Origin of the sequence: Curtobacterium sp. MCPF17_003 (genome assembly GCF_003224385.1) — a bacterium.
GTDB lineage: Bacteria > Actinomycetota > Actinomycetes > Actinomycetales > Microbacteriaceae > Curtobacterium > Curtobacterium flaccumfaciens.
Map to the genome: position 1 here is coordinate 20486 of NZ_QKLC01000010.1, position 19711 is coordinate 40196.

Annotated in this window: 15 protein-coding genes and 1 tRNA gene; 5 read left to right on the forward strand and 11 right to left on the reverse strand. The window is 71.0% G+C overall.

Going from position 1 to position 19711, the window contains the following annotated elements:
• Position 1: 1 nt before the first annotated feature.
• The 5 genes from DEJ30_RS11200 to DEJ30_RS11220 all read left to right on the forward strand — a co-directional run bounded on the left by DEJ30_RS11200 (position 2) and on the right by DEJ30_RS11220 (position 5491).
• Positions 2-2566 (forward strand): transglycosylase domain-containing protein, encoded by a 2565-nt coding sequence (locus tag DEJ30_RS11200; RefSeq protein ID WP_110861436.1) that lies wholly within the window; start codon positions 2-4, stop codon positions 2564-2566.
• On the forward strand, positions 2563-3519 hold the full coding sequence (locus tag DEJ30_RS11205) for a metallophosphoesterase (RefSeq protein ID WP_110861438.1): 957 nt from the start codon (positions 2563-2565) through the stop codon (positions 3517-3519). Before DEJ30_RS11200 ends, DEJ30_RS11205 begins: the two co-directional genes overlap by 4 nt.
• Positions 3520-3612: 93 nt before the next feature.
• A tRNA-Pro gene (locus DEJ30_RS11210) sits at positions 3613-3686 on the forward strand.
• Positions 3687-3842: 156 nt separating this feature from the next.
• Entirely contained in the window at positions 3843-4877 is a 1035-nt protein-coding gene (locus DEJ30_RS11215) for a sensor histidine kinase (RefSeq protein ID WP_110861440.1), read from the forward strand.
• Positions 4874-5491, forward strand: coding sequence for a response regulator transcription factor (locus DEJ30_RS11220; protein ID WP_110861443.1), 618 nt, complete (start codon positions 4874-4876; stop codon positions 5489-5491). Before DEJ30_RS11215 ends, DEJ30_RS11220 begins: the two co-directional genes overlap by 4 nt.
• A 73-nt stretch (positions 5492-5564) precedes the next feature.
• Here the strand turns inward: DEJ30_RS11220 and DEJ30_RS11225 are convergent, their stop codons facing one another.
• The 11 genes from DEJ30_RS11225 to DEJ30_RS11275 form a co-directional block, all read right to left on the reverse strand.
• Complete coding sequence (locus tag DEJ30_RS11225; RefSeq protein ID WP_110861445.1) at positions 5565-6626, reverse strand: LLM class flavin-dependent oxidoreductase; 1062 nt, start codon at positions 6624-6626, stop codon at positions 5565-5567.
• A 403-nt stretch (positions 6627-7029) separates the two neighbouring features.
• Complete coding sequence (locus tag DEJ30_RS11230) at positions 7030-7656, reverse strand: thymidine kinase (RefSeq protein ID WP_110861446.1); 627 nt, start codon at positions 7654-7656, stop codon at positions 7030-7032.
• Positions 7656-8357: a response regulator transcription factor gene (locus tag DEJ30_RS11235; protein WP_035808846.1), complete on the reverse strand. Its 702-nt coding sequence runs from the start codon at positions 8355-8357 to the stop codon at positions 7656-7658. The genes DEJ30_RS11230 and DEJ30_RS11235 overlap by 1 nt, the downstream gene beginning before the upstream one ends.
• A complete protein-coding gene (locus DEJ30_RS11240) occupies positions 8344-9561 on the reverse strand; it encodes a hypothetical protein (protein ID WP_110861472.1) in 1218 nt (405 codons plus the stop codon). Before DEJ30_RS11240 ends, DEJ30_RS11235 begins: the two co-directional genes overlap by 14 nt.
• Entirely contained in the window at positions 9558-10778 is a 1221-nt protein-coding gene (locus DEJ30_RS11245; protein WP_110861474.1) for a sensor histidine kinase, read from the reverse strand. The genes DEJ30_RS11240 and DEJ30_RS11245 overlap by 4 nt, the downstream gene beginning before the upstream one ends.
• 170 nt (positions 10779-10948) lie before the next feature.
• Positions 10949-12103, reverse strand: coding sequence for an Rv2578c family radical SAM protein (locus tag DEJ30_RS11250; RefSeq protein WP_110861476.1), 1155 nt, complete (start codon positions 12101-12103; stop codon positions 10949-10951).
• Between the two features lie 58 nt (positions 12104-12161).
• Positions 12162-13649, reverse strand: coding sequence for a malate:quinone oxidoreductase (locus tag DEJ30_RS11255; RefSeq protein WP_110861478.1), 1488 nt, complete (start codon positions 13647-13649; stop codon positions 12162-12164).
• A 96-nt stretch (positions 13650-13745) separates the two neighbouring features.
• The gene (locus DEJ30_RS11260) at positions 13746-14798 is read right to left on the reverse strand and encodes an aspartate-semialdehyde dehydrogenase (protein ID WP_110861480.1); all 1053 of its coding nucleotides are present in this window, start codon (positions 14796-14798) and stop codon (positions 13746-13748) included.
• A gap of 43 nt (positions 14799-14841) precedes the next feature.
• Entirely contained in the window at positions 14842-16107 is a 1266-nt protein-coding gene (locus DEJ30_RS11265) for an aspartate kinase (protein WP_017888681.1), read from the reverse strand.
• A 116-nt stretch (positions 16108-16223) separates the two neighbouring features.
• Positions 16224-16823, reverse strand: a complete 600-nt coding sequence (gene recR / locus DEJ30_RS11270; protein WP_017888680.1) for a recombination mediator RecR — start codon at positions 16821-16823, stop codon at positions 16224-16226.
• The gene (locus tag DEJ30_RS11275) at positions 16823-19612 is read right to left on the reverse strand and encodes a DNA polymerase III subunit gamma and tau (protein WP_110861481.1); all 2790 of its coding nucleotides are present in this window, start codon (positions 19610-19612) and stop codon (positions 16823-16825) included. The genes recR and DEJ30_RS11275 overlap by 1 nt, the downstream gene beginning before the upstream one ends.
• Between the last annotated feature and the right edge of the window lie 99 nt (positions 19613-19711).

The window sequence follows — 19711 nt, forward strand, 5'->3', positions numbered from 1 at the left end:
TATGTCTGCCCAGAAGACGTCTGCATCGCGGACCAAGCCCGTCTCAGCAGTCGGCGCCTTCATCGGATTCGTCGGGTTCAGTGCCCTCGCCGGCCTGCTCGTCACGATCGGTGTCACCCCGGCCATCGCGGTCGCCGGTGTCACGACGACGTCCACGATCGGCGTGTTCGAGTCCCTGCCGGAGTACATCGAGATCGGTGACCTCCCGCAGCGCAACGAGGTGTACGCGTACTCGGGCGGCAAGTCCGTGCACTTCGCGACGGTCTACGACCAGAACCGCGAAGAGCTGAAGTTCGACCAGATCAGCGAGCAGCTCAAGAACGCCGCGATCGACGGCGAGGACAAGCGCTTCTACGACCACGGCGGCGTCGACATGACGTCCCTGGTCCGCGCCGGCGTCGGCAGCCTCGCGGGCGGTCTCGGCGAGTCCGGCGGTGGCTCCACGCTGACGATGCAGCTCGTCCGCAACATCAAGATGCAGCAGGCCCTCGAGCTCCCCACGAAGAAGGAGCAGGTCAAGGCCTACAACGAGGCAGTCGAGCAGACCATCCCCCGCAAGCTCGAGGAGATGAAGCTCGCGATCGGGCTGGCGAAGAAGTACTCCAAGAAGGAGATCCTCACCGCCTACCTGAACATCGCCTACTTCGGCGACCAGACGTACGGCGTGCAGGCCGCGGCGCAGCACTACTACAACAAGAGCGCGACCGACCTGACCCCGGCCGAGGCGGCGTCGCTGCTCGCCATCGTGCAGTACCCCGAGGCGCGCAACCTGTCGAACCCGAAGAAGTACGAGGCGAACGTCGCCCGGCGCGACGTCATCCTGAGGTCGATGTACGCCCAGAAGAACCTGACGAAGGCCGAGTACGACCAGGCCGTCGCCTCGAACCCGAAGGACTACGTCCGCCTGACCCAGCCCTCACAGGGGTGCCGGGCGTCGGTCGGCGACGGATCGCAGTTCTTCTGCGACTACGCCGTCAAGGTCGTCAAGGAGATGTCGCAGCTCGGATCGTCGCAGAAGGCCCGTGACGCCGCGTGGCGCAACGGCGGCTACAAGATCCAGACGACGCTGAACATCGACCTGAACGCCGAGCAGAAGCAACTCGTCAACACCTACGACAACAAGGCCGAGACCGGCCTGGCGCTCGGGGCCACGCTCAACTCGATCGAGGCGGGCACCGGTCGCATCCTGACGATGGCGCAGAACAAGGACTACGACCAGTCACTGAAGTCCGCGCCGACGTCGACCTCGATCAACTACAGCGTCGACTACAAGTACGGCAACTCCGGCGGCTTCCAGACCGGCTCGACCTACAAGCTGTTCACGCTCCTCGCCTGGCTCAAGGCTGGTCACGGTCTCAACGAGGTCGTCAGCGGCGCACCGCGGAACATGTCGTCCGGCTGGACCGCCTGCGGGTCACCGATCACCGCGGGCAACTACAACCCGAAGAACGACAGCCCCGGTGAGAGCGGCAACTACACGGTGGCCGCCGCGACCGCCGGCTCCATCAACCTGGCGTTCCTGAACATGGCCCAGAAGCTCGACCTCTGCGACATCCGCGACACGGCGGAGTCCCTCGGCGTGCACCGTGCCGACGGCGGCGAACTGCAGTACACCCCGTCGTCCGTCCTCGGCGTCAACGAGATCGCGCCGATGACGATGGCCGCCGCCTACGCCGCCATCGCGAACAACGGCATCTACTGCAAGCCGATCGCCATCGAGCAGGTCACCTCCCCCAGCGGCAAGCAGCTCGGCGGACAGACCAAGGACTGCAAGCAGGTGCTCGACCCCGAGGTCGCCCACGCCGCTGTCTACGCCATGAAGGGCACGATCGCCAGCGGTACCGCCCGCGGCGCGCAGACCCCGGACGGTACCCAGCTGTTCGCCAAGACGGGTACCACCGACACCGCGAACCAGATCTGGCTCGTCGGGTCGAGCTCGCGGGTCGCGACGGCGTACTGGCAGGGCAACACCGACGGCAAGCTCAACAACCTGCGGCACTACAGCAACGGCGTCAACGGCACGTACGCCGGTGTCCGAGCGAGCGTGTGGCAGCAGGCGATGACCCCGGTCAACGCCGCCTACCCCGCTGGCGCCTTCACCGACCCGAACACCTCCGCCCTCCGCGGCAACAGCAAGGCGCTGCCGGACCTCCGCGGCAAGACGGCCGACGAGGCCCGCGCCGCGATCTCGGGTGCCGGCTTCACCTACGTCGACGGCGGTGCGCAGCCGGGCGCCGGCAAGGCCGGAACCGTGACGTCGACCTCGCCGTCGGCCGGTTCGCTGCTGTCGTCCGGGTCGAGCGTCACCGTCTACACCTCCGACGGGTCGCAGATCACCGTGCCGTCGGTGACGGGCAAGCCCCTCTCCGACGCTCGCGCCCAGCTGAACCAGGTCGGGCTGACGAACGTCGCCATCGCCGAGCAGTACGCGAAGGGCGGCGGCGACAAGGAGTGCCGTGTCGCCTCGGTCGAGCCCGGCGTGCACACCGACGCCAGCAAGGACTCGACGGTCACGCTGACCCTGTACGGCGACAAGAACGGCAAGGCGCCCAAGGACTGCAAGTGACCCGCGGTCGCGCGGCACTCGGAGTCCTCGCAGCCGGTGCGGCCGTCGGTGCCGCTTCGGCAGCGTGGGGCTCGCTCGTCGAGCGCCGTCGTTTCGGGATCCGGTGGGAGACCGTCCCGGTGCTCCCGCCGGGTTCCCGTGACGTGACCGTCCTGCACCTGTCCGACATCCACATGGCCCCGTGGCAGGCCGACAAGCAGCAGTGGCTGCGCGACCTGAGCCTGGTCGAGCCGGACTTCATCGTGAACACCGGGGACAACCTCGGCCACGCGACCGCGAACGCCGCCGTGGAGTACGCGCTCGAGCCGTTCCGCGGGGTGCCCGGGGTCTTCGCCTACGGGTCGAACGACTTCTTCGGGCCCTCCCCGCGCAACCCGCTCAAGTACTTCTCCGGGCCGAGCCGGATGCACAAGGCGGCGGAGCCCGTCGGTCTCGACATCGATCGGCAGACGGCGTTCTTCGAGTCGCTCGGCTGGCTCGACCTGAACGACCAGGCGCACGCGATCGAACTCCGGGGTTCCCGGTTCGAGCTGTTCGGCACCTCGGACGCGCACCGCGACTGGGACCGCCTCGACCTGCTCCCCACCAACGTCGACGAGATGCGCGGTGACGTGCCGTGGTCCGAGGACGAGGACGGCCCCGCACCGGTCGCCATCGGCGTCACGCACGCCCCCTACCGTCGCGTGCTCGATGCCTTCGTGACCCAGGGCGCCGATGTCATCTTCGCCGGGCACACCCACGGCGGTCAGGTGGCGGTCCCCGGGGTCGGTGCGCTCGTCACGAACAGCGACCTCCCCCGTCGGTACGCCAGCGGCCTGCACAAGTGGGAGCACCGCAACCACTGGTCGTGGCTCGAGGTCTCCGCGGGCCTCGGCACCTCGATCTACGCGCCCGTCCGGTTCGCCTGCCGGCCCGAGGCCGTCGTGGTCACTCTCACCGCACGAGCTTCCTGAGCCGACGCGCCCGGGAGTTCGCCGGATGGTCGTGAGCATCCCCGATCATCGGATAGTATTGTCGGGTTGCTCCGGTACGGAGTGATCACACCGCGGGGTGTGGCGCAGCTTGGTAGCGCGCCTCGTTCGGGACGAGGAGGTCGCAGGTTCAAATCCTGTCACCCCGACACTGTGTTGAGACAGTACGAAGAAGGCCCTGGTTCTCCGGAACCAGGGCCTTCTGCTTTCCCGGGTGCAGCTCGACCGTCGGATGGGTCGCACGACCCACGCGGTCCGTTCCTCCCCCGCTGCGAGCACCACCTCCCGCTACGCTCGCAAGCGCCATGCAGAACGACCATCCCCTCGCCGCCGTGCTCACCACGATCGCCGCGGAGTTCCCCGCCATCGCGGACGACCCGGTGCTCGCGGAGAGCCTGACGGAGAACGTCACGTCGATGATCGCCGAGGCCCACGAGCGCTACGCGGCGGGAACCGACGGCAGCGTGGTGAGCCACGCGTTCCTCGACCCCGAGCACCTGGCGACCGGCAGTCTGCACGCCGAGCACGCCCAGCACCCAGCGGGCGCCATGCTCGCGGCGGAGATGCTGTTCGACGCCTACCTGCCGGTCTTCGTCGACGAGGTCGGCGCGGAGTCCACCGCCGAGGTCCTGCGGGCCACCAGGGCCCTGCACGCCGGCATCTGGAGCCGGTTCCCGGCCGGGGCGGTCGCGTACACGGAGGCACTGCGCCAGCGTGTCACCTCGGCGCACCTGGACTCCCGCACGCAGATCGCGCGAGACCTGCACGACCGCGTGGCACACGGCATCCTCGCCGGCTTGCAGCGCCTCGACCTCGTCCTGCTGACGGACCCGCCCTCGGACGAGCGCGCCGCACAGCTCGACGACGCGGCACGGTTGCTCCGGAGTGCGCTCGGCGACGTGCAGGACCTCGCAGTGAGCCTGCACGCCCGGGTCGGGGACGCGCTGCTCGACGACGCGCTCCGCCGGCACATCCACGACCTGTTCCCCGACGACGACCGCCTGTCCGTCGAGTCGATGGGCAATTCCGGTCCTCTGCCGAACTGGCAGGCCGAGGAAGCGCTGACGATCCTGCTCGAGGCGCTCACGAACCGCAGCAAGCACGCCCCGGGTTCGTCGACCTCGGTGCGCTTCGCGTGGTCCCCCGCCGCCGTGGTCGCGACGGTGACCGACGACGGCCCGGGCTTCGACGTGCAGAGCGACGCCGACGGTCGCCTCGGACAGCAGACGATGCGCGAGCGCGCCGCGGTGATCGGCGCTCGGCTCGACGTCGAGAGCACCCGCGGCCGCCGACAGCACGGCACCACCGTCCGCCTGACCATCCCGAGGGGCACCCTGTGACCGTCACCCACGTCGCCATCGTCGACGATCACCGGCTGTTCCGTGAAGGGCTCGCCACCATCCTGGCCGCGGTCCCCACGATCCGCGTCGTCGCACACGGCGAGCGACCGGCCGAGGTGCTCGGCTCCCCCGAGGCCGCCGCGATCGACGTCCTGCTGCTCGACGTCGAGCTCGACGGCCCGCCGGCACGGACGACGATCGCCACGATCAGCCGCACCCGCCCGGACATCCGGGTGGTGGTGCTCACGATGCACCGGGACGCGGTCCTCCGCCGCACCCTGCTCGACGCCGGCGCGGTCGACTTCGTCACGAAGGACACCCCGAGCCGCGAACTCGTCGACCGGATCGCGCGGGCGGCACATGCCGATGCGGCGCCGGTCACGTTCCCCGTCGACCTGGTGACCGAGGCCCGTGCCGGCTCACCGCTGAGCGACCGCGAGCTCGAGGTCCTGCGACTCATCGCCGCCGCTCGCACCAACGCCGAGATCGCCGCCGACCTGCAGCTCGCGACCGGCACGGTCAAGCGGCACGTCTACAACGTGTTCCGCAAGCTCGACGTCGGCTCCCGCGTCGGCGCGGTCGCCGCTGCCACGCGCCTGGGCTTGCTCACCTGAGGCGCCGCGGAACCTCGTGAGCAGCAATGCTCACGAAGCGAACGAACTCGACGGAGTGAACGAACTCGACGAGCTAGCCGACGGACGACGCCCCGGCACCAGCAGCCGCACCCGCGGGCACGAGCTTGCCGGCCGCGTGCAGCCCGGCCACGACGTCGAGCGCCTGGTGCCGGTACCGCGCCTGCGCAGCACCGGGCGACACGATCACGCCGTTCGCCCCCGTCGACGCCACGAGCGCGTTGATCTTCTCCGCGACCTGCTCGGCGTTGCCGTAGGCCTGACGCTCGGTGCGGGCCGCGATGAACCGACGCTCGAGGTCGTTGAACTCGTACGCACGCGCCTCGTCCATCGACACCGGCTCGGGCTTCCGGCCCGAGCGCATCCGGATGAACGAGATCATGCCCGGGGCGCTCTGCTCGTCGATGACGGCGGGGTCCTCGTCGGTGACGACCTGCACGCCGATCAGCGCGTTCGGCGTCTGCCGGAAGCGCGACGGACGGAACGAGTCGCGGTACAGGGCGAGTGCGGCCTCGGTGTTGTCCGACGCGAAGTGGTGGGCGAAGGCGAACGAGATGCCGAGCGCGCCGGCGACCTGGGCGCTGTACCCGGAGGACCCGAGCAGCCAGAACTCCGGCACGTCGCCGTAGCCCGGCACGGCGCGGATGCCGGCCAGCGGGTTCTCCGCGCCCATGCCGGTGAAGAACCCGATCAGGTCGGCCAGGCGGTCCGGGAAGTCGTCGACGTCGAGTCGGTCCGTGCGGCGGAGTGCCATCGCCGTCGCGCCGTCGGTGCCGGGAGCGCGCCCGAGCCCGAGGTCGACCCGGTCGCCGTACAGGGCACGGAGCGTGCCGAACTGCTCGGCGACGACGAGGGGCGCGTGGTTCGGCAGCATGACGCCACCCGAACCGATGCGGATGGTCGAGGTGGCAGCGCCCACGGCGCTCAGCAGCACCGCCGGGGCCGAGGACGTGATGCCCGGCATCCCGTGGTGCTCGGCGACCCAGAACCGCTCGTACCCGAGCTGCTCGGCGTGCACAGCCATGTCGATGGACCCCTGCAGGGCCTCGGTGTTGGACTGGCCGTACTCGCGGGTGGCCAGGTCGAGGACGGACAGGTGCAGGGTGTCGTCGGTCATGTGGTCACCAACGCGCTCCGGCACATCCGCATTCCACCCGGGACCGGGACATCGACCGGTCAGGACGTCCCGTCGTCCCGCCGCCGCCCGGTCACCGGGCGTCGCCCGGAAGTCGCGGCAGCGACGGTCCGCGACCACTCGACTGACGCATGCGGCCCGCCCCGGACGTGCGGCGCGACGGCCGGGAGGCACGTGGCGGGGCCGCGCCGCGCCTCCAGGCCGTCTGTCGGTTCCGTCTCGGACGTCGGGCGGTCACGACGTGCCGCGCGCACCGCGCGGACCGGTCACGTCCGGTCGGCCGACAGGCGCGCCGCCGACGCGACGTGACCGCACGGCGAACCCGAGCGGGGTGTCGTGACCGCTCGACGAACCGAGCGAGTGGCGTGTCCGCCCGGCAGAGGGGTCAGGCGCCGTCGAGGCGGCCGCCGGACTCCGTCAGGTAGCAGTTGGCGCAGAGCGACTCGTAGGCGACGTAGACGCCGTCGATCGCGACCTGCGAGCCGTCGAAGACGAACCGACCGTCGATCGTGCGGGCGTTGAAGACCGCCTTGCGGCCGCAGCGGCAGATCGTCTTCAGTTCTTCGAGGGAGTGCGCGACCTCGAGCAGGCGGGCGCTGCCGGGGAACGCCTCGGTGCGGAAGTCCGTGCGGATGCCGTACGTGATGACCGGGATCTCGTCGAGCACCGCGATGCGCAGCAGGTCGTCGACCTGACGCGGGCTGAGGAACTGCGCCTCGTCGACGAGCACGCAGCTGACGGGCCGCACCATGCCGTCCAGGCGGTCCGACTCGGGGTCGACGGCGCCGGCGGCGGTGACGGCCTGGCGCACGTCGGCGTCCGGGGAGAAGACGATGTCGACGGTCCGGGTGACGCCCAGGCGGGAGACGATCTCACGGTCGCCCTTCGTGTCCACAGCGGGCTTGGCGAGCAGCACCCGGTGCCCGCGCTCCTCGTAGTTGTAGGCGGCCTGCAGCAAGCCCGTGCTCTTGCCGCTGTTCATCGCGCCGTAGCGGAAGTAGAGCTTCGCCACTACGCGAGGAACCCGTCCTCGGCGGCCCGACGGATGAGGTCGGACTTCTTCGAGGCGGGGCGGCCCACCTTGCTGTACTTCTCGCGCACTCGACGCAGGTAGGTCTTGGCGGTTTCGTACTGCACGTTCATCTGCGCGGCGACCTCGTTCGTCGAGTAGCCGGACACGTAGAGCCGCAGCGCCTCTTCTTCACCGGCGCTGAGCTTCGGCCGTTGGTGCGCCGCGGCGCCCGTCGGCAGCGGACGCCATTCCCGGGGCTGCGGGGTCTCGCGGGCGACGCCCATGATCTCGCGGGCGACGTCCATGACCTCGCGCATCGGGAGCGACTTCGACAGGAACGCCGCGGCGCCGGCGGCCAGGGCACGGTCGCGGGACTCACGGCTGTCGACGCTCGAGAGCACGATCACCTTCGCGCCGGCAGCACGGCAGGTGCGGACACGGGCCTCGATCGAGACGGGTTCCTTGAGCTGGAAGTCGAGGAACACCAGGTCGGTCGGGAAGCTGTCGCTGTGGACCATCTCGAGCCAGGTGTGCGCGGTCAGGGCCAGGTCGAAGTCGAACGCGTTCACTGCGATCCAGCTCGACAGGCTGTCCAGCAGCACCTCGTGGTCGTCGAGGATGGCCAGCCGCACACGTCGTGCTCCCGGGTTCGGGAGGGACGGCGACCCCTCCGAGAGCCTGTTCGGGTCAGTGCTGGTCATAGGAGAACCTTAGTGCGAGGGCGGAAGGGCGGACCGCGACGTCGAGGTCGGGGAACGTCACGCGGAGGACTGCGAAGTAGGGGTCGAAGGTGCGGTGGATGCCGATGTCGGAGTCCGCGACGGCGAGCTCCATGTCCACGGACACACGAGCGGGTGCGGGCGACCGTTCGGGCCCGGCGGCCGGGGCTGCCGGGCCCGCCACGGTGTCGACTCGTCGCACCGTCGCGCGGAACCCGGCCGGGTCGACGGTCGACGCGCGGAGGGCCGCACGGACGAAGGTGCGGACGACCGCCCGCTGGTCGGTGTCGAGCGTCGCGATGAGGCCGTCGGGGTCGTCGACCACCGGCGCCTGCCCGCCGTCGACCCGGACGGCGTGCTCGAACCAGGTGCGGTCGGCGTCGGCGACCATCGACGCCCGGATGCCGTCGGCGATCGCGCGGGCACGGGCACGGTCGGCGTCGGTGATGACGTCGCGTGTGCGGAGCTCGGCGAAGAACGGGGCGACGTCGCGGGACAGGATCGTCGAGCGGTCCTGCTGCACGCTCGCCGCGATGCCGTCCCGCTCGGCGCGTGCGACCGAGTACGACCCGGCACGGATCTGCACCCGTTCGGCGAGCCCCGCGAAGGTCCAGGCGAACACCGCGGACGCGGCGGTCAGCACGAGCGTCGGGGCCGCGGCCAGGAACGCCGCGACGGCGACCGGCACCTCGTGCGGGAACTCGGCTGCCCCCGCGCCCCAGGTCACGGCGTTCACCGCGGCCAGGACGACCCCGCCGATCGTCAGGTCGGTCCACGGGCGGTACGGCGCGACCATGACGATGCCGGTCGCGGTGATCAGGGACATGAAGTCGTTCAGGGCACTGCGGTCCGGCCCCCACTGCGCCGCGACGCTCGTGACCGACGCCAGGCCGAGCAACCCGACGTGCGCGACGAACGCCGAGCGCGGGAACGGCGCACGGAACGGGCTCGAGGCAGCGAGCACCACCACCGCCGAGGCGGCGACGAGCAGCACCGTGAGGGCGCTGAGCGTGGGGCTGCCCACGACGTCGCGGTCGAAGATCGACACGAGCAGGGCCCAGACGACGCTGCCGGCCCCGAGCACGAGGGCCAGGGGCCGCGATCCCATCGCGCCGAGCGGGTCGTACTGCTGCGCGGTGCGGCGGGACCCCGATCCGGACCCGACGCGCTGCCGGGCCGCCGTCATCGCTCGGTCCCCCGGTCGTCGCCGACCACCGGCACGGTGACCGCGCCGGTGACCGGTCCGTACGGCACGGTCATCATGACGCTCGTGCCGGAACCGGGCGACGACCAGATCTGGACGTCACCGCCGACCCGGCCGATCCGCTCACGCACCGAACCGCGGAGGCCCATCCGGTCGGCTCCGGTGGCGTCCTCGTCGAACCCACGACCGTCGTCGACGACCATGACGGTGCAGGACGCGCTGTCGTCGAACACGCTCACCTCGGCGGCGTCGGTACCCGCGTGCTTCCGCACGTTGGCCAGGCACTGGCCGACCGCCCGGACGACCGCCGACAGTGCACGCTGGTCCAGGCGCTCGAGCGCCGAGGTGTCACCGGAGACGGTCACGTCCAGCCCGAGCGTCCGGTGCTCGTCGACCATGACACCGAACGCCTCGGCCGCCGCACCGGGACGCGGGCGGGCGGCCGGCGCGAGCCACCCCTTGCCGGTGAGCACCGCGACGTCGGCGTCGACCGTCTCGGCGAGGTGCGGGTCCATCGGGCCGTCCGGCGCGAGGGCGATCGCACCCAGGTGGTTGAGCACGGTGTCGTGCAGGATCGCGGACGCCTCGGCCTCGACCCCGGCGCGGTAGGCGGACACGTGTTCTTCGCGCGCAGAGCGCAGGAGTTCGGGCTGCACCCGTTCGCTCCGCCCCGTGCTGCGGGTCGTGAAGAGCACGAGCGCGACCACGAATCCCAGGGTGACCCAGGCCAGGATGAGCGGACGGGGCGACTGGTCGGCCTGCACGATGGCGATCCAGGTCGCGAGTCGTCCGGTCAGGAAGCCCACGAAGGACCACAGCACGACGCGGCTCGGCACGGCCCCGGCTCCCCCGACCAGGATGAGCGGGATCACGACGAGGGACATCAGGTACGAGGTCACCCAGCCGGTCGGCACCTGCTGCTGGACCCCGACGGCGAACCACCAGGCGCAGACACCACCGACGGCCAGGAACGCGATCGCCGAGACCGGGGTGCCGAACTGCACGTGCACGCCGATCATGGCGAGCATCGGGACGACCGCCAGCGCGGTGCCGACGACCTGCACCCCGGGCTCGGACAGGCCGTAGAGCACGAGCGTGATGGCCGCGGCCAACAGGGACCCGATGGCACCGGCGTGGAATGCGCGCACGGTCGACCACGCGTTCACTCGCGGTGCGAGGTGCGTGGGGATGCCGAGCACGAGGTGGATCCTTCCGGGTGGCGAGGGCGCCGCCCACGATCCAACCACCGGAGCAGCGGCCGTGTACCCCGAATCCGGGGCCGTGCGGCGACCCGCACGATGATAGCGGCCCGGACCGGGGTCTTGCTGTCCCCCGAACGTGGACAGGACACGCCGCGGAGGGACACCCTTCAGAACAGCGTCTGCGCCGCGGCCGGCCGGAGCAGCCGCTGGTCGAACCCGGGGTCGGCGCGCTTCAGCGGTGACACTGCCGGCGCCGACTGCTCCTGCGGTAGCGCCTGTGGGACTCCGTGCCGCGGCCCCTGCGGCACGCCCGGCTGCAGGGTTCGCGGTTCGGAGAAGCCCATCGACCCCGTCGCCGGGTCCACGCGCCCCAGTCCGACCCCGTGCGCCGCCAGGATCGGGCGGATGCGCTCCGACAGCCACCGTCGGTAGTCCTTCGGCGCGTAGGTGTTGTCGAGGTACATCGCGCGGTACCGCTGCACCAGGTCGGGTCGCTCGCGGCCGAGCCACTCGAACCACCACGGCTTGACGCCGGGCCGCAGGTGCAGCGCCGAGTACATGATGCTCGTCGCGCCGGCCGCGGTCGCCCGACCGACGGCGTCGTCGAGGTGCGCCCGGGTGTCGGTGATGTACGGCAGCACCGGCATCAGGAACACCGCACAGTCGAGCCCGGCGTCGCGGATGGCGCGCACGGTCGCCAGCCGGGCCGACGTCGTCGGTGTGCCGGACTCCACCGACTGCTGCAGCGAGTCGTCGTACACGGCGATCGACATCGCGAGGTCGACCGGCACCACCTTCGCCGCCTCGGCCAGCAGTGGCAGGTCACGGCGCAGCAGGGTGCCCTTCGTCAGGATGCTGAACGGGGTGCGCGACTCCGCCAACGCCTCGATCACGCCGGGCATCAGCCGGTACCGCCCCTCGGCCCGCTGGTACGGGTCGGTGTTCGTGCCGAGCGCCACCGGGTGGCGGTCCCAGGACGGCTTGCCGAGCTCACGACGCAGCACGTCGGCGACGTTCGTCTTGACCACGATCTGCTGGTCGAAGTCGGCGCCGCCGTCGAACTCCAGGTACGTGTGGGTCGGGCGGGCGAAGCAGTACACGCAGGCGTGGCTGCACCCGCGGTAGGGGTTGATCGTCCAGCCGTACGTGCCCGAGCCGTCCGCGCTCGGCACCCGGTTCAGGGCGCTCTTCGCCAGGACCTCATGGAAGGTCACCCCGGCGAACTCGGGCGTCGTGACGCTCCGGACGAACCCGCTGTTCGACTCCATACCGGGCAGCGCGTCGCTCTGCTCGGCATCGATCGCCTGTCCACTCCACCGCATGCCGTCATTCGAACACACGTTCGAACCGACCGCAAGCCGGAGCGGTCCGGTGCAGGCCTCAGTGGTGCAGGCCGAGCACCTTCGCGGTGCGCTCGAGCGTGGCGTCCGCCAGCTCCGGGTCGTCGCCGAGGTCCTGACCGTAGGTCGGCACCATCGCGCGGACGTCGTCCTGCCAGGCGTCCCACCGGTCCGGGAAGCACCGGCGCAGCATCGTGAGCATGATCGGCACGGCCGTCGAGGCGCCCGGCGACGCTCCGAGCAGCCCCGCGATCGAACCGTCGGCTGCGGTGATGACCTCGGTGCCGAACTGCAGCACACCGCCCTTGTCCTTGTCGGGTTTGATCACCTGGACGCGCTGCCCGGCGGTGATCCGGTGCCAGTGCTCGGGCTCGGCGCTCGGCATGAAGTCGCGGAGCGCCTCGAATTTCGTGTGCTTCGATGCGAGGAGCTGGCCGACCAGGTAGCGGACCAGGTCGAAGTTCGAGAACGCGACGCTCAGCATCGGGCGGAGGTTGTGCGGCCGGATCGAGCGGAACAGGTCGAGGACCGAGCCCTGCTTCAGGAACTTCGGGCTGAACCCGGCGTACGGCCCGAACATCAGCGACGAACCACCGTCGACGATGCGGGTGTCGAGGTGCGGCACCGACATCGGCGGGGCACCGACACTGGCCTTGCCGTAGACCTTGGCGGAGTGCTTCTGCACCACCTCGGGGTCGTCGGTGCGTAGGAACTCACCCGACACCGGGAAGCCGCCGTAGCCGCGGATCTCCGGGATGCCGGACTTCTGCAGCAGGTGCAGGGCTCCGCCGCCGGCACCGACGAAGACGAACTTCGCGGCGATGCGCTGCGTCGACCGGCCGATCTCGTTGCGGACGTTGAGCACCCAGCCCTCGGACACCTTCGAGCGGGTCAGGTTGGTGACCTGGTGCGAGGGCTCGAACTCGACGCCGTCGATCTCGAGCTGGTCGAAGAGCTGGCGGGTGAGCGACCCGAAGTCGACGTCCGAGCCGGCCGCCGAGTACGTCGCCGCGATCGGCTGGTCCTTCTTGCGGCCGGGGATCAGCGCCGGCGCCCACTTCCGGATCTGCGCCGGGTCGTCCGAGAACTCGATGCCCGCGAAGAGCGGGTGGTCACGCATGGCCTCGTACCGGGCACGCATGTAGGCGACGTTGGCCTCGCCCCACACGAAGGAGATGTGCGGCGTGGGGTTGATGAAGTTCGACGGCTCCGGCAGCACGCCGGTCTCGACCAGGTGTGCCCAGAACTGCCGCGAGACCTGGAACTGCTCGTTGACCGTGACGGCCTTCGCGATGTCGACACGGCCGTCCGGCAGTTCCGGCGTGTAGTTCAGCTCGCACAGTGCAGAATGCCCGGTACCCGCGTTGTTCCAGGGGTTCGAGGACTCCTGCGCAACCGTGCCGAGCCGCTCGTACACGCGGATCTTCCAGCTGGGCTCGAGCTTGTGGATGATGGCCCCGAGCGTGGCACTCATGATGCCTCCGCCGATCAGGACGACGTCGATGGGATCCACCTGCTGCTCTGCCACCCGTCGATCCTACCGGCGGCATCCGACAGACGGACAGGAGGCCCGTGGCGGTGTCGCCACGGGCCTCCTGTCCGTCTGCTGGTCGCGCTCGGCGCGCTACGCGTCGACGGAGCGGCGCGCGACGATCGTCTCGGCGATCTGCACCGCGTTGAGCGCGGCACCCTTCCGCAGGTTGTCGTTGCTGACGAACAGGACGAGACCGCGTCCCTCGGGCGCGGACTGGTCGGCGCGGATGCGGCCGACGAACGCCGGGTCCTGGCCGGCGGCCTGCAGCGGCGTCGGGACGTCGGAGAGCTCGACTCCGGGTGCGCTCGACAGGATCTCGGTCGCACGCTCGGGCGACAGCGGGCGCTCGAACTCGGCGTGCACCGAGATGGAGTGGCCGGTGAACACGGGGACGCGCACGCACGTGCCGGCGACGAGCAGGTCGGGGAGCTCGAGGATCTTCCGGCTCTCGTTCCGGAGCTTCTTCTCCTCGTCGGTCTCGCCCAGGCCGTCCTCGACGAGGCTGCCAGCGAGCGGCACGACGTCGAAGGCGATCGGGCGGACGTACTTGACCGGCTCGGGGAACGTCACGGCGGATCCGTCGTGCGTCAGCGCAGCGGTGTCCTGCTCGAGCGCGGCCTTCGCCTGGCCCAGGAGCTCCTCGACCCCGGCGAGCCCGGAACCCGAGACCGCCTGGTAGGTCGTCGCGACCAGGCGGCGGAGCCCGGACTCGGTGTCGAGCACCTTGAGCACCGGCATGATCGCCATGGTCGTGCAGTTCGGGTTCGCGATGATCCCCTTCGGCGCCTGGTCGATGGCGTGCGGGTTCACCTCGCTCACGACGAGCGGGACGTCGGGGTCCATGCGCCAGGCGCTCGAGTTGTCGACGACGAGCGCTCCGGCGGCGGCGAACTTCGGCGCGAGGGCCCGCGAGGCGGTGGCCCCGGCGGAGAACAGCGCGATGTCGATGCCGGACGGGTCGGCGAGCTCGGAGTCCTCGACCACGATCTGCTCGCCCCGGAACGGCAGCGTCGTGCCGGCGGAACGGGCGCTCGCGAAGAAGCGGACCCGGTCGGCCGGGAACGCGCGCTCTTCGAGCAGGCGACGCATCACGGCGCCGACCTGGCCGGTGGCGCCGACGACGGCGACGGTGAGGGTGCTCATGCGGTGCTCCTGGTGGTTCAGCGGATCAACGGGTCGGCGGGCGTCAGCGGCCGGTGCCGGCGTAGACGACTGCCTCGGCATCGGCATCGAGGCCGAACGCGCTGTGCACGACGCGCATCGCCTCGTTCAGGGTGTCGGCGCGGGTCACGACCGAGATGCGGATCTCGGACGTGGAGATCATCTCGATGTTGATCGACGCGTCGTGCAGGGCGCGGAAGAGCTGCGCCGAGACACCGGCGTTCGTGCGCATCCCGGCGCCGACCAGGGCGAGCTTGCCGATCTGGTCGTCGTACTGGATGCTCTCGTAGCCGATGTCGGCCTTCGCGACCTCGAGCGCCGTGAGCACGGTCTGGCCCTGGTCCTTCGGCAGGGTGAACGAGATGTCCGTCCGCCCGGTCGACGCCGCCGACACGTTCTGGACGATCATGTCGATGTTCGCCCCGGCGCGCGCGACGTTCGTGAAGATCTCGGCGGCCTTGCCCGGCTGGTCCGGGACCCCCACGACGGTGATCTTGCCCTCGGAGAGGTCTCCGGCGATCCCGGTGATGATCGGTTCTTCCACGGTTTCCCCCTCGGCAGGGTTGTAGACGATGGTGCCCTCGTTGTTGTTGAACGAGGACCGGACGTGCAGGGTGACGCCGTGCCGCCGGGCGTACTCGACGGCGCGGATGTACAGGACCTTGGCACCCGAGGCTGCGAGCTCGAGCATCTCTTCGCTGGTGACGCGGTCGACCTTGCGGGCCTTCGGCACGACGCGGGGGTCGGCGGTGAAGATGCCGTCGACGTCGGTGTAGATCTCGCAGACGTCGGCGTCGAGTGCTGCGGCGAGGGCGACGGCCGTGGTGTCCGAACCACCGCGGCCGAGCGTGGTGATCTCGCCCGTGGTGCGGTTGAAGCCCTGGAACCCGGCGACGATCGCGACGTGGCCGGAGTCGAGCGCCTCACGCACGCGCTTCGGGGTGACGTCGACGATGCGGGCCTTGCCGTGCTGGGCGTCGGTGAGCATGCCGGCCTGGCTGCCGGTGTAGGAGGACGCTTCGACCCCGAGGCTCTTGATCGCCATCGCGAGCAGCGCCATCGAGATGCGCTCCCCCGCGGTCAGCAGCATGTCGAGCTCACGGCCGGCGGGGATCGGCGTGACCGAGTGCGCCAGGTCGACGAGTTCGTCGGTGGTGTCGCCCATCGCCGACACCGCCACGACCACGTCGTTGCCGGCCTTCTTCGTCTCGACGATCCGCTTCGCCACGCGCTTGATGCTCTCGGCGTCCGCGACGGATGAACCACCGAACTTCTGCACGATCAAGGCCACTGGCTGGTACTCCCGGGGACGGCGACACCGCGAGGTCACGCGGTCTCACAATGGTAGTCGGTGTTTCGGGGATGTTGCGTGCGAGCGGGCCCGCACGCAAGGATCCTGCGTGGGGGTCAGCCCCCGACGACGCGGCGACCCTCGAAGGCACGACCGAGCGTGACCTCGTCGGCGTACTCCAGGTCGCCGCCGACCGGCAACCCCGACGCGAGCCGTGTGGTGCGGATGCCCATCGGGACGAGCAGCCGGCTGAGGTAGGTCGCCGTCGCCTCGCCCTCGAGGTTGGGGTCGGTCGCGATGATGACCTCGGCCACGGTGCCGTCGGCCAGGCGCGTCATGAGCTGCTGGATGCGGAGGTCGTCCGGTCCGATGCCGTCGATCGGGCTGATCGCCCCGCCGAGCACGTGGTACAGCCCACGGAACTCCCGGGTGCGCTCGATCGCCGCGACGTCCTTCGCTTCTTCCACCACGCAGATCGTGGCCGGCGAGCGGCGGGGGTCACGGCAGATGCTGCACTGGACGTTCTCGGTGACGTTGCCGCAGATCTCGCAGAAGCGGACCCGCTCCTTGACGTCGGCGAGCAGCTCGGACAGCCGGCTCGGGTCGAACGACTCGGTCTGCAGGATGTGGAAGGCGATGCGCTGCGCCGACTTCGGGCCGATGCCGGGCAGTCGGCCGAACTCGTCGATGAGGTCCTGGACGATCCCGTCGTACATCAGGCACCGTCCTGGTGGAGAGCGGTCTCCTCGATGAACTGGGCGTTGAGGATCTCACGCACGACGGCCTCGCCGTACCGGCCGGCGACCGGGGCACGGCGCGCGGGCGGTGCGGTGCGCGCGGGAGCGGCGGCGGGCTGGGCCGCGCGCTGCGGTGCGGCCTGCTGCGCCGGGGCCGCCGGCGCCGCGACTGCGGGCGCTGCGGTTGCGGGCGCGGAGCCGCGTCCGATCCCAGGGTCGGGGAACGGTGCTCCGTCGTCGTACGGTTCGTCGTCGAGCGGGTAGTCGTCGACCGGTACGCCCGGCACGACAGGACCGCCGGGAGGCACGACTCCGGCTCCGGACGCCGCCTGCGGACCCGGGGCGGTCGGCTGGTCGGGCTGCCCGGCCGTGGCACCGGCCGGTCGCGCGGGTGCGGCCGACGGTGCCGGCTCGGTCGGCTGGGGCGTGCTCGTCTCGGCGGGGGCGACCGGCGCGGACGCCGGCACGGTGCCGAAGGGTGCTGCCCAGCTGGGCTCGACGGACTCCGGGACGGCGTCGACGGTGGGGTCGCTGGCCGGGATCGTCGCGACCGCCCAGTCCGTCACCGGTGCACCGGAGGGAGCGGGGGTCGGCTCGGCCGATGCCTGGTCGCGCTGCGGTGCGGACGCGGTCGACGCTGCCTTCGGCTCCGGCGCTGCCTTCGGCGCCGGGTCTGCCGTCGACCGGGGTGTTGCCGACGCGACCTTCGGCTCCGTGGCAGGGGCGGCCGTCGGCGTCGGGACGGCAGCGGACGCCGGCGCCTCCGGTGCTGCAGGTTCCGATGCCGGTGCCGGTGCCGGTGCCGCGGTCGGGGCGGCGGCGGGCACCTGCGCAGCGGGCGCCGGACGCTTCGCAGGCGCGGCCTGCTGTGCCGGAGCCGACTGCTGCTGCTGCTGCTGCTGCTGCTGCTGCTGCTGGGGACGCTGCTGCTGTCCGGGCCCGCGGGCGACGAACTTCACGCGGAGCCCGAGGACGTCCACGATGGCGGCACGGAGCAGTTCGCTGACGCTGGCCGAGGGGTCGGACATCTCCTTGAACGAGGCGACGTCCTGCTGGCTCGGGAACGTCAGCGTCAGCACGTCGTCGCGGAGCGCGGTGACCTGCGCCGTGACGACCACCGACCACGCCGAACGCTTGGCGTGCTGCACGTGCTCGACGATCTGCGGCCAGGAGTCGCGCATCTGCTGGAAGCCGACGGCACCGACGGTCCGGACGGCGGGCTCGTCACCGATCGTCGTGCCCTGACCGGTGGACGACGGACTGACCGGCTCGGCCGCGGGCTTCGCGGGCGAGGGCTCGGGCTTCGCGGGCTCGGGCTTCGCGGGCTCGGTCGAGGTCTGCGCGGGCGCTCCAGGAGTGCTCGGAGCGACCGCTGCCCACGACGCTGCGGCGTCACGAGCCACGGCTCCGGAGCCGGCCTGCGGCGCGACGGGCTGCTCGACGGGACGCTCGGTCGTCGTGCGAGCCGCTGCCGGAGCGGGCGTCGGGGCGAGGGAGGGAGCAGGAGCTGCGGGAGCCGCGGCCGTCGGCTGCTCACGACGGGGTGCAGCGGCGACTGCGGGAGCGGACTGCTCGCCGGCGCCGGCCTGGTGTCCACCGGCGTCGCCCACACCGACACGACGTTCCAGCCGCTCCACCCGGGCGAGGGCCCCGCGCTGGGTGTCGTCGGCCTCGGGCACGAGCATCCGGGCCGTCATGAGTTCGAGGTGCAACCGGGGCGAGGTCGCGCCGGTCATCTCGGTGAGCGCCCGGTTCGCGATGTCGGCGGAACGGGAGAGCCCCGTCGCGCCGAAGACCCCGGCCTGGCGGCTCATGGTGTCGAGCTCTTCCGGTGAGACCCCGCGCAGGACGGCAGCGGCGCTCTCGTTGGTCGCCGCGACGACGATCAGGTCGCGCAGGCGCTCGAGCAGGTCCTCGACGAAGCGGCGGGGGTCCTGTCCGGTCTGCACGACACGGTCGATCGCGGCGAACGCGGACGCCGGGTCGGCGACGGCCAGGGCGTCGACGACGTCGTCGAGCAGGGCGGCGTCGGTGTAACCGAGCAGGGCCACGGCACGCTCGTAGGCGATCGCACCGTCTTCGCTGCCGGCCATCAGCTGGTCGAGCAGCGACAGGGTGTCACGGACGGATCCGCCGCCGGCACGCACCACCAGGGGCAGGACGCCGGGGGCCACCGACACGGACTCCTGCGTGCAGAGCTGCTCGATGTACTCGAGCATGACCGCGGGCGGGACGAGCCGGAACGGGTAGTGGTGGGTGCGCGACCGGATGGTGCCGATGACCTTCTCGGGCTCGGTCGTCGCGAAGATGAACTTGACGTGCTCCGGCGGTTCCTCGACCAGCTTGAGCAGCGCGTTGAACCCCTGCGGCGTCACCATGTGCGCTTCGTCGAGGATGAAGATCTTGTAGCGGTCGCGAGCCGGGGCGAACACGGCCCGGTCGCGCAGGTCACGCGCGTCGTCGACACCGTTGTGGCTCGCGGCGTCGATCTCGATGACGTCGAGCGAGCCGCTGCCGTCGCGGGCGAGTTCCACGCAGCTCGGGCAGACACCGCAGGGGGTGTCGGTCGGGCCCTCGGCGCAGTTCAGGCAGCGCGCGAGGATGCGGGCCGAGGTCGTCTTCCCGCAACCACGCGGGCCGCTGAACAGGTAGGCGTGGTTGACGCGGTTCATGCGGAGCGCCGTGCGGAGCGGGTCGGTGACCTGCGACTGCCCGATCAGCTCGGCGAAGTTCTCGGGCCGGTAACGGCGATACAGGGCGGTGACCACGCGACAAGGGTAGCCGTCACGACCGACAACCCGCGTGCCCGTCCACAGGTCGTCCCACCGGGCCGGATGACCCGCCGGCGGTGGGCCGAGCGCCCGGAC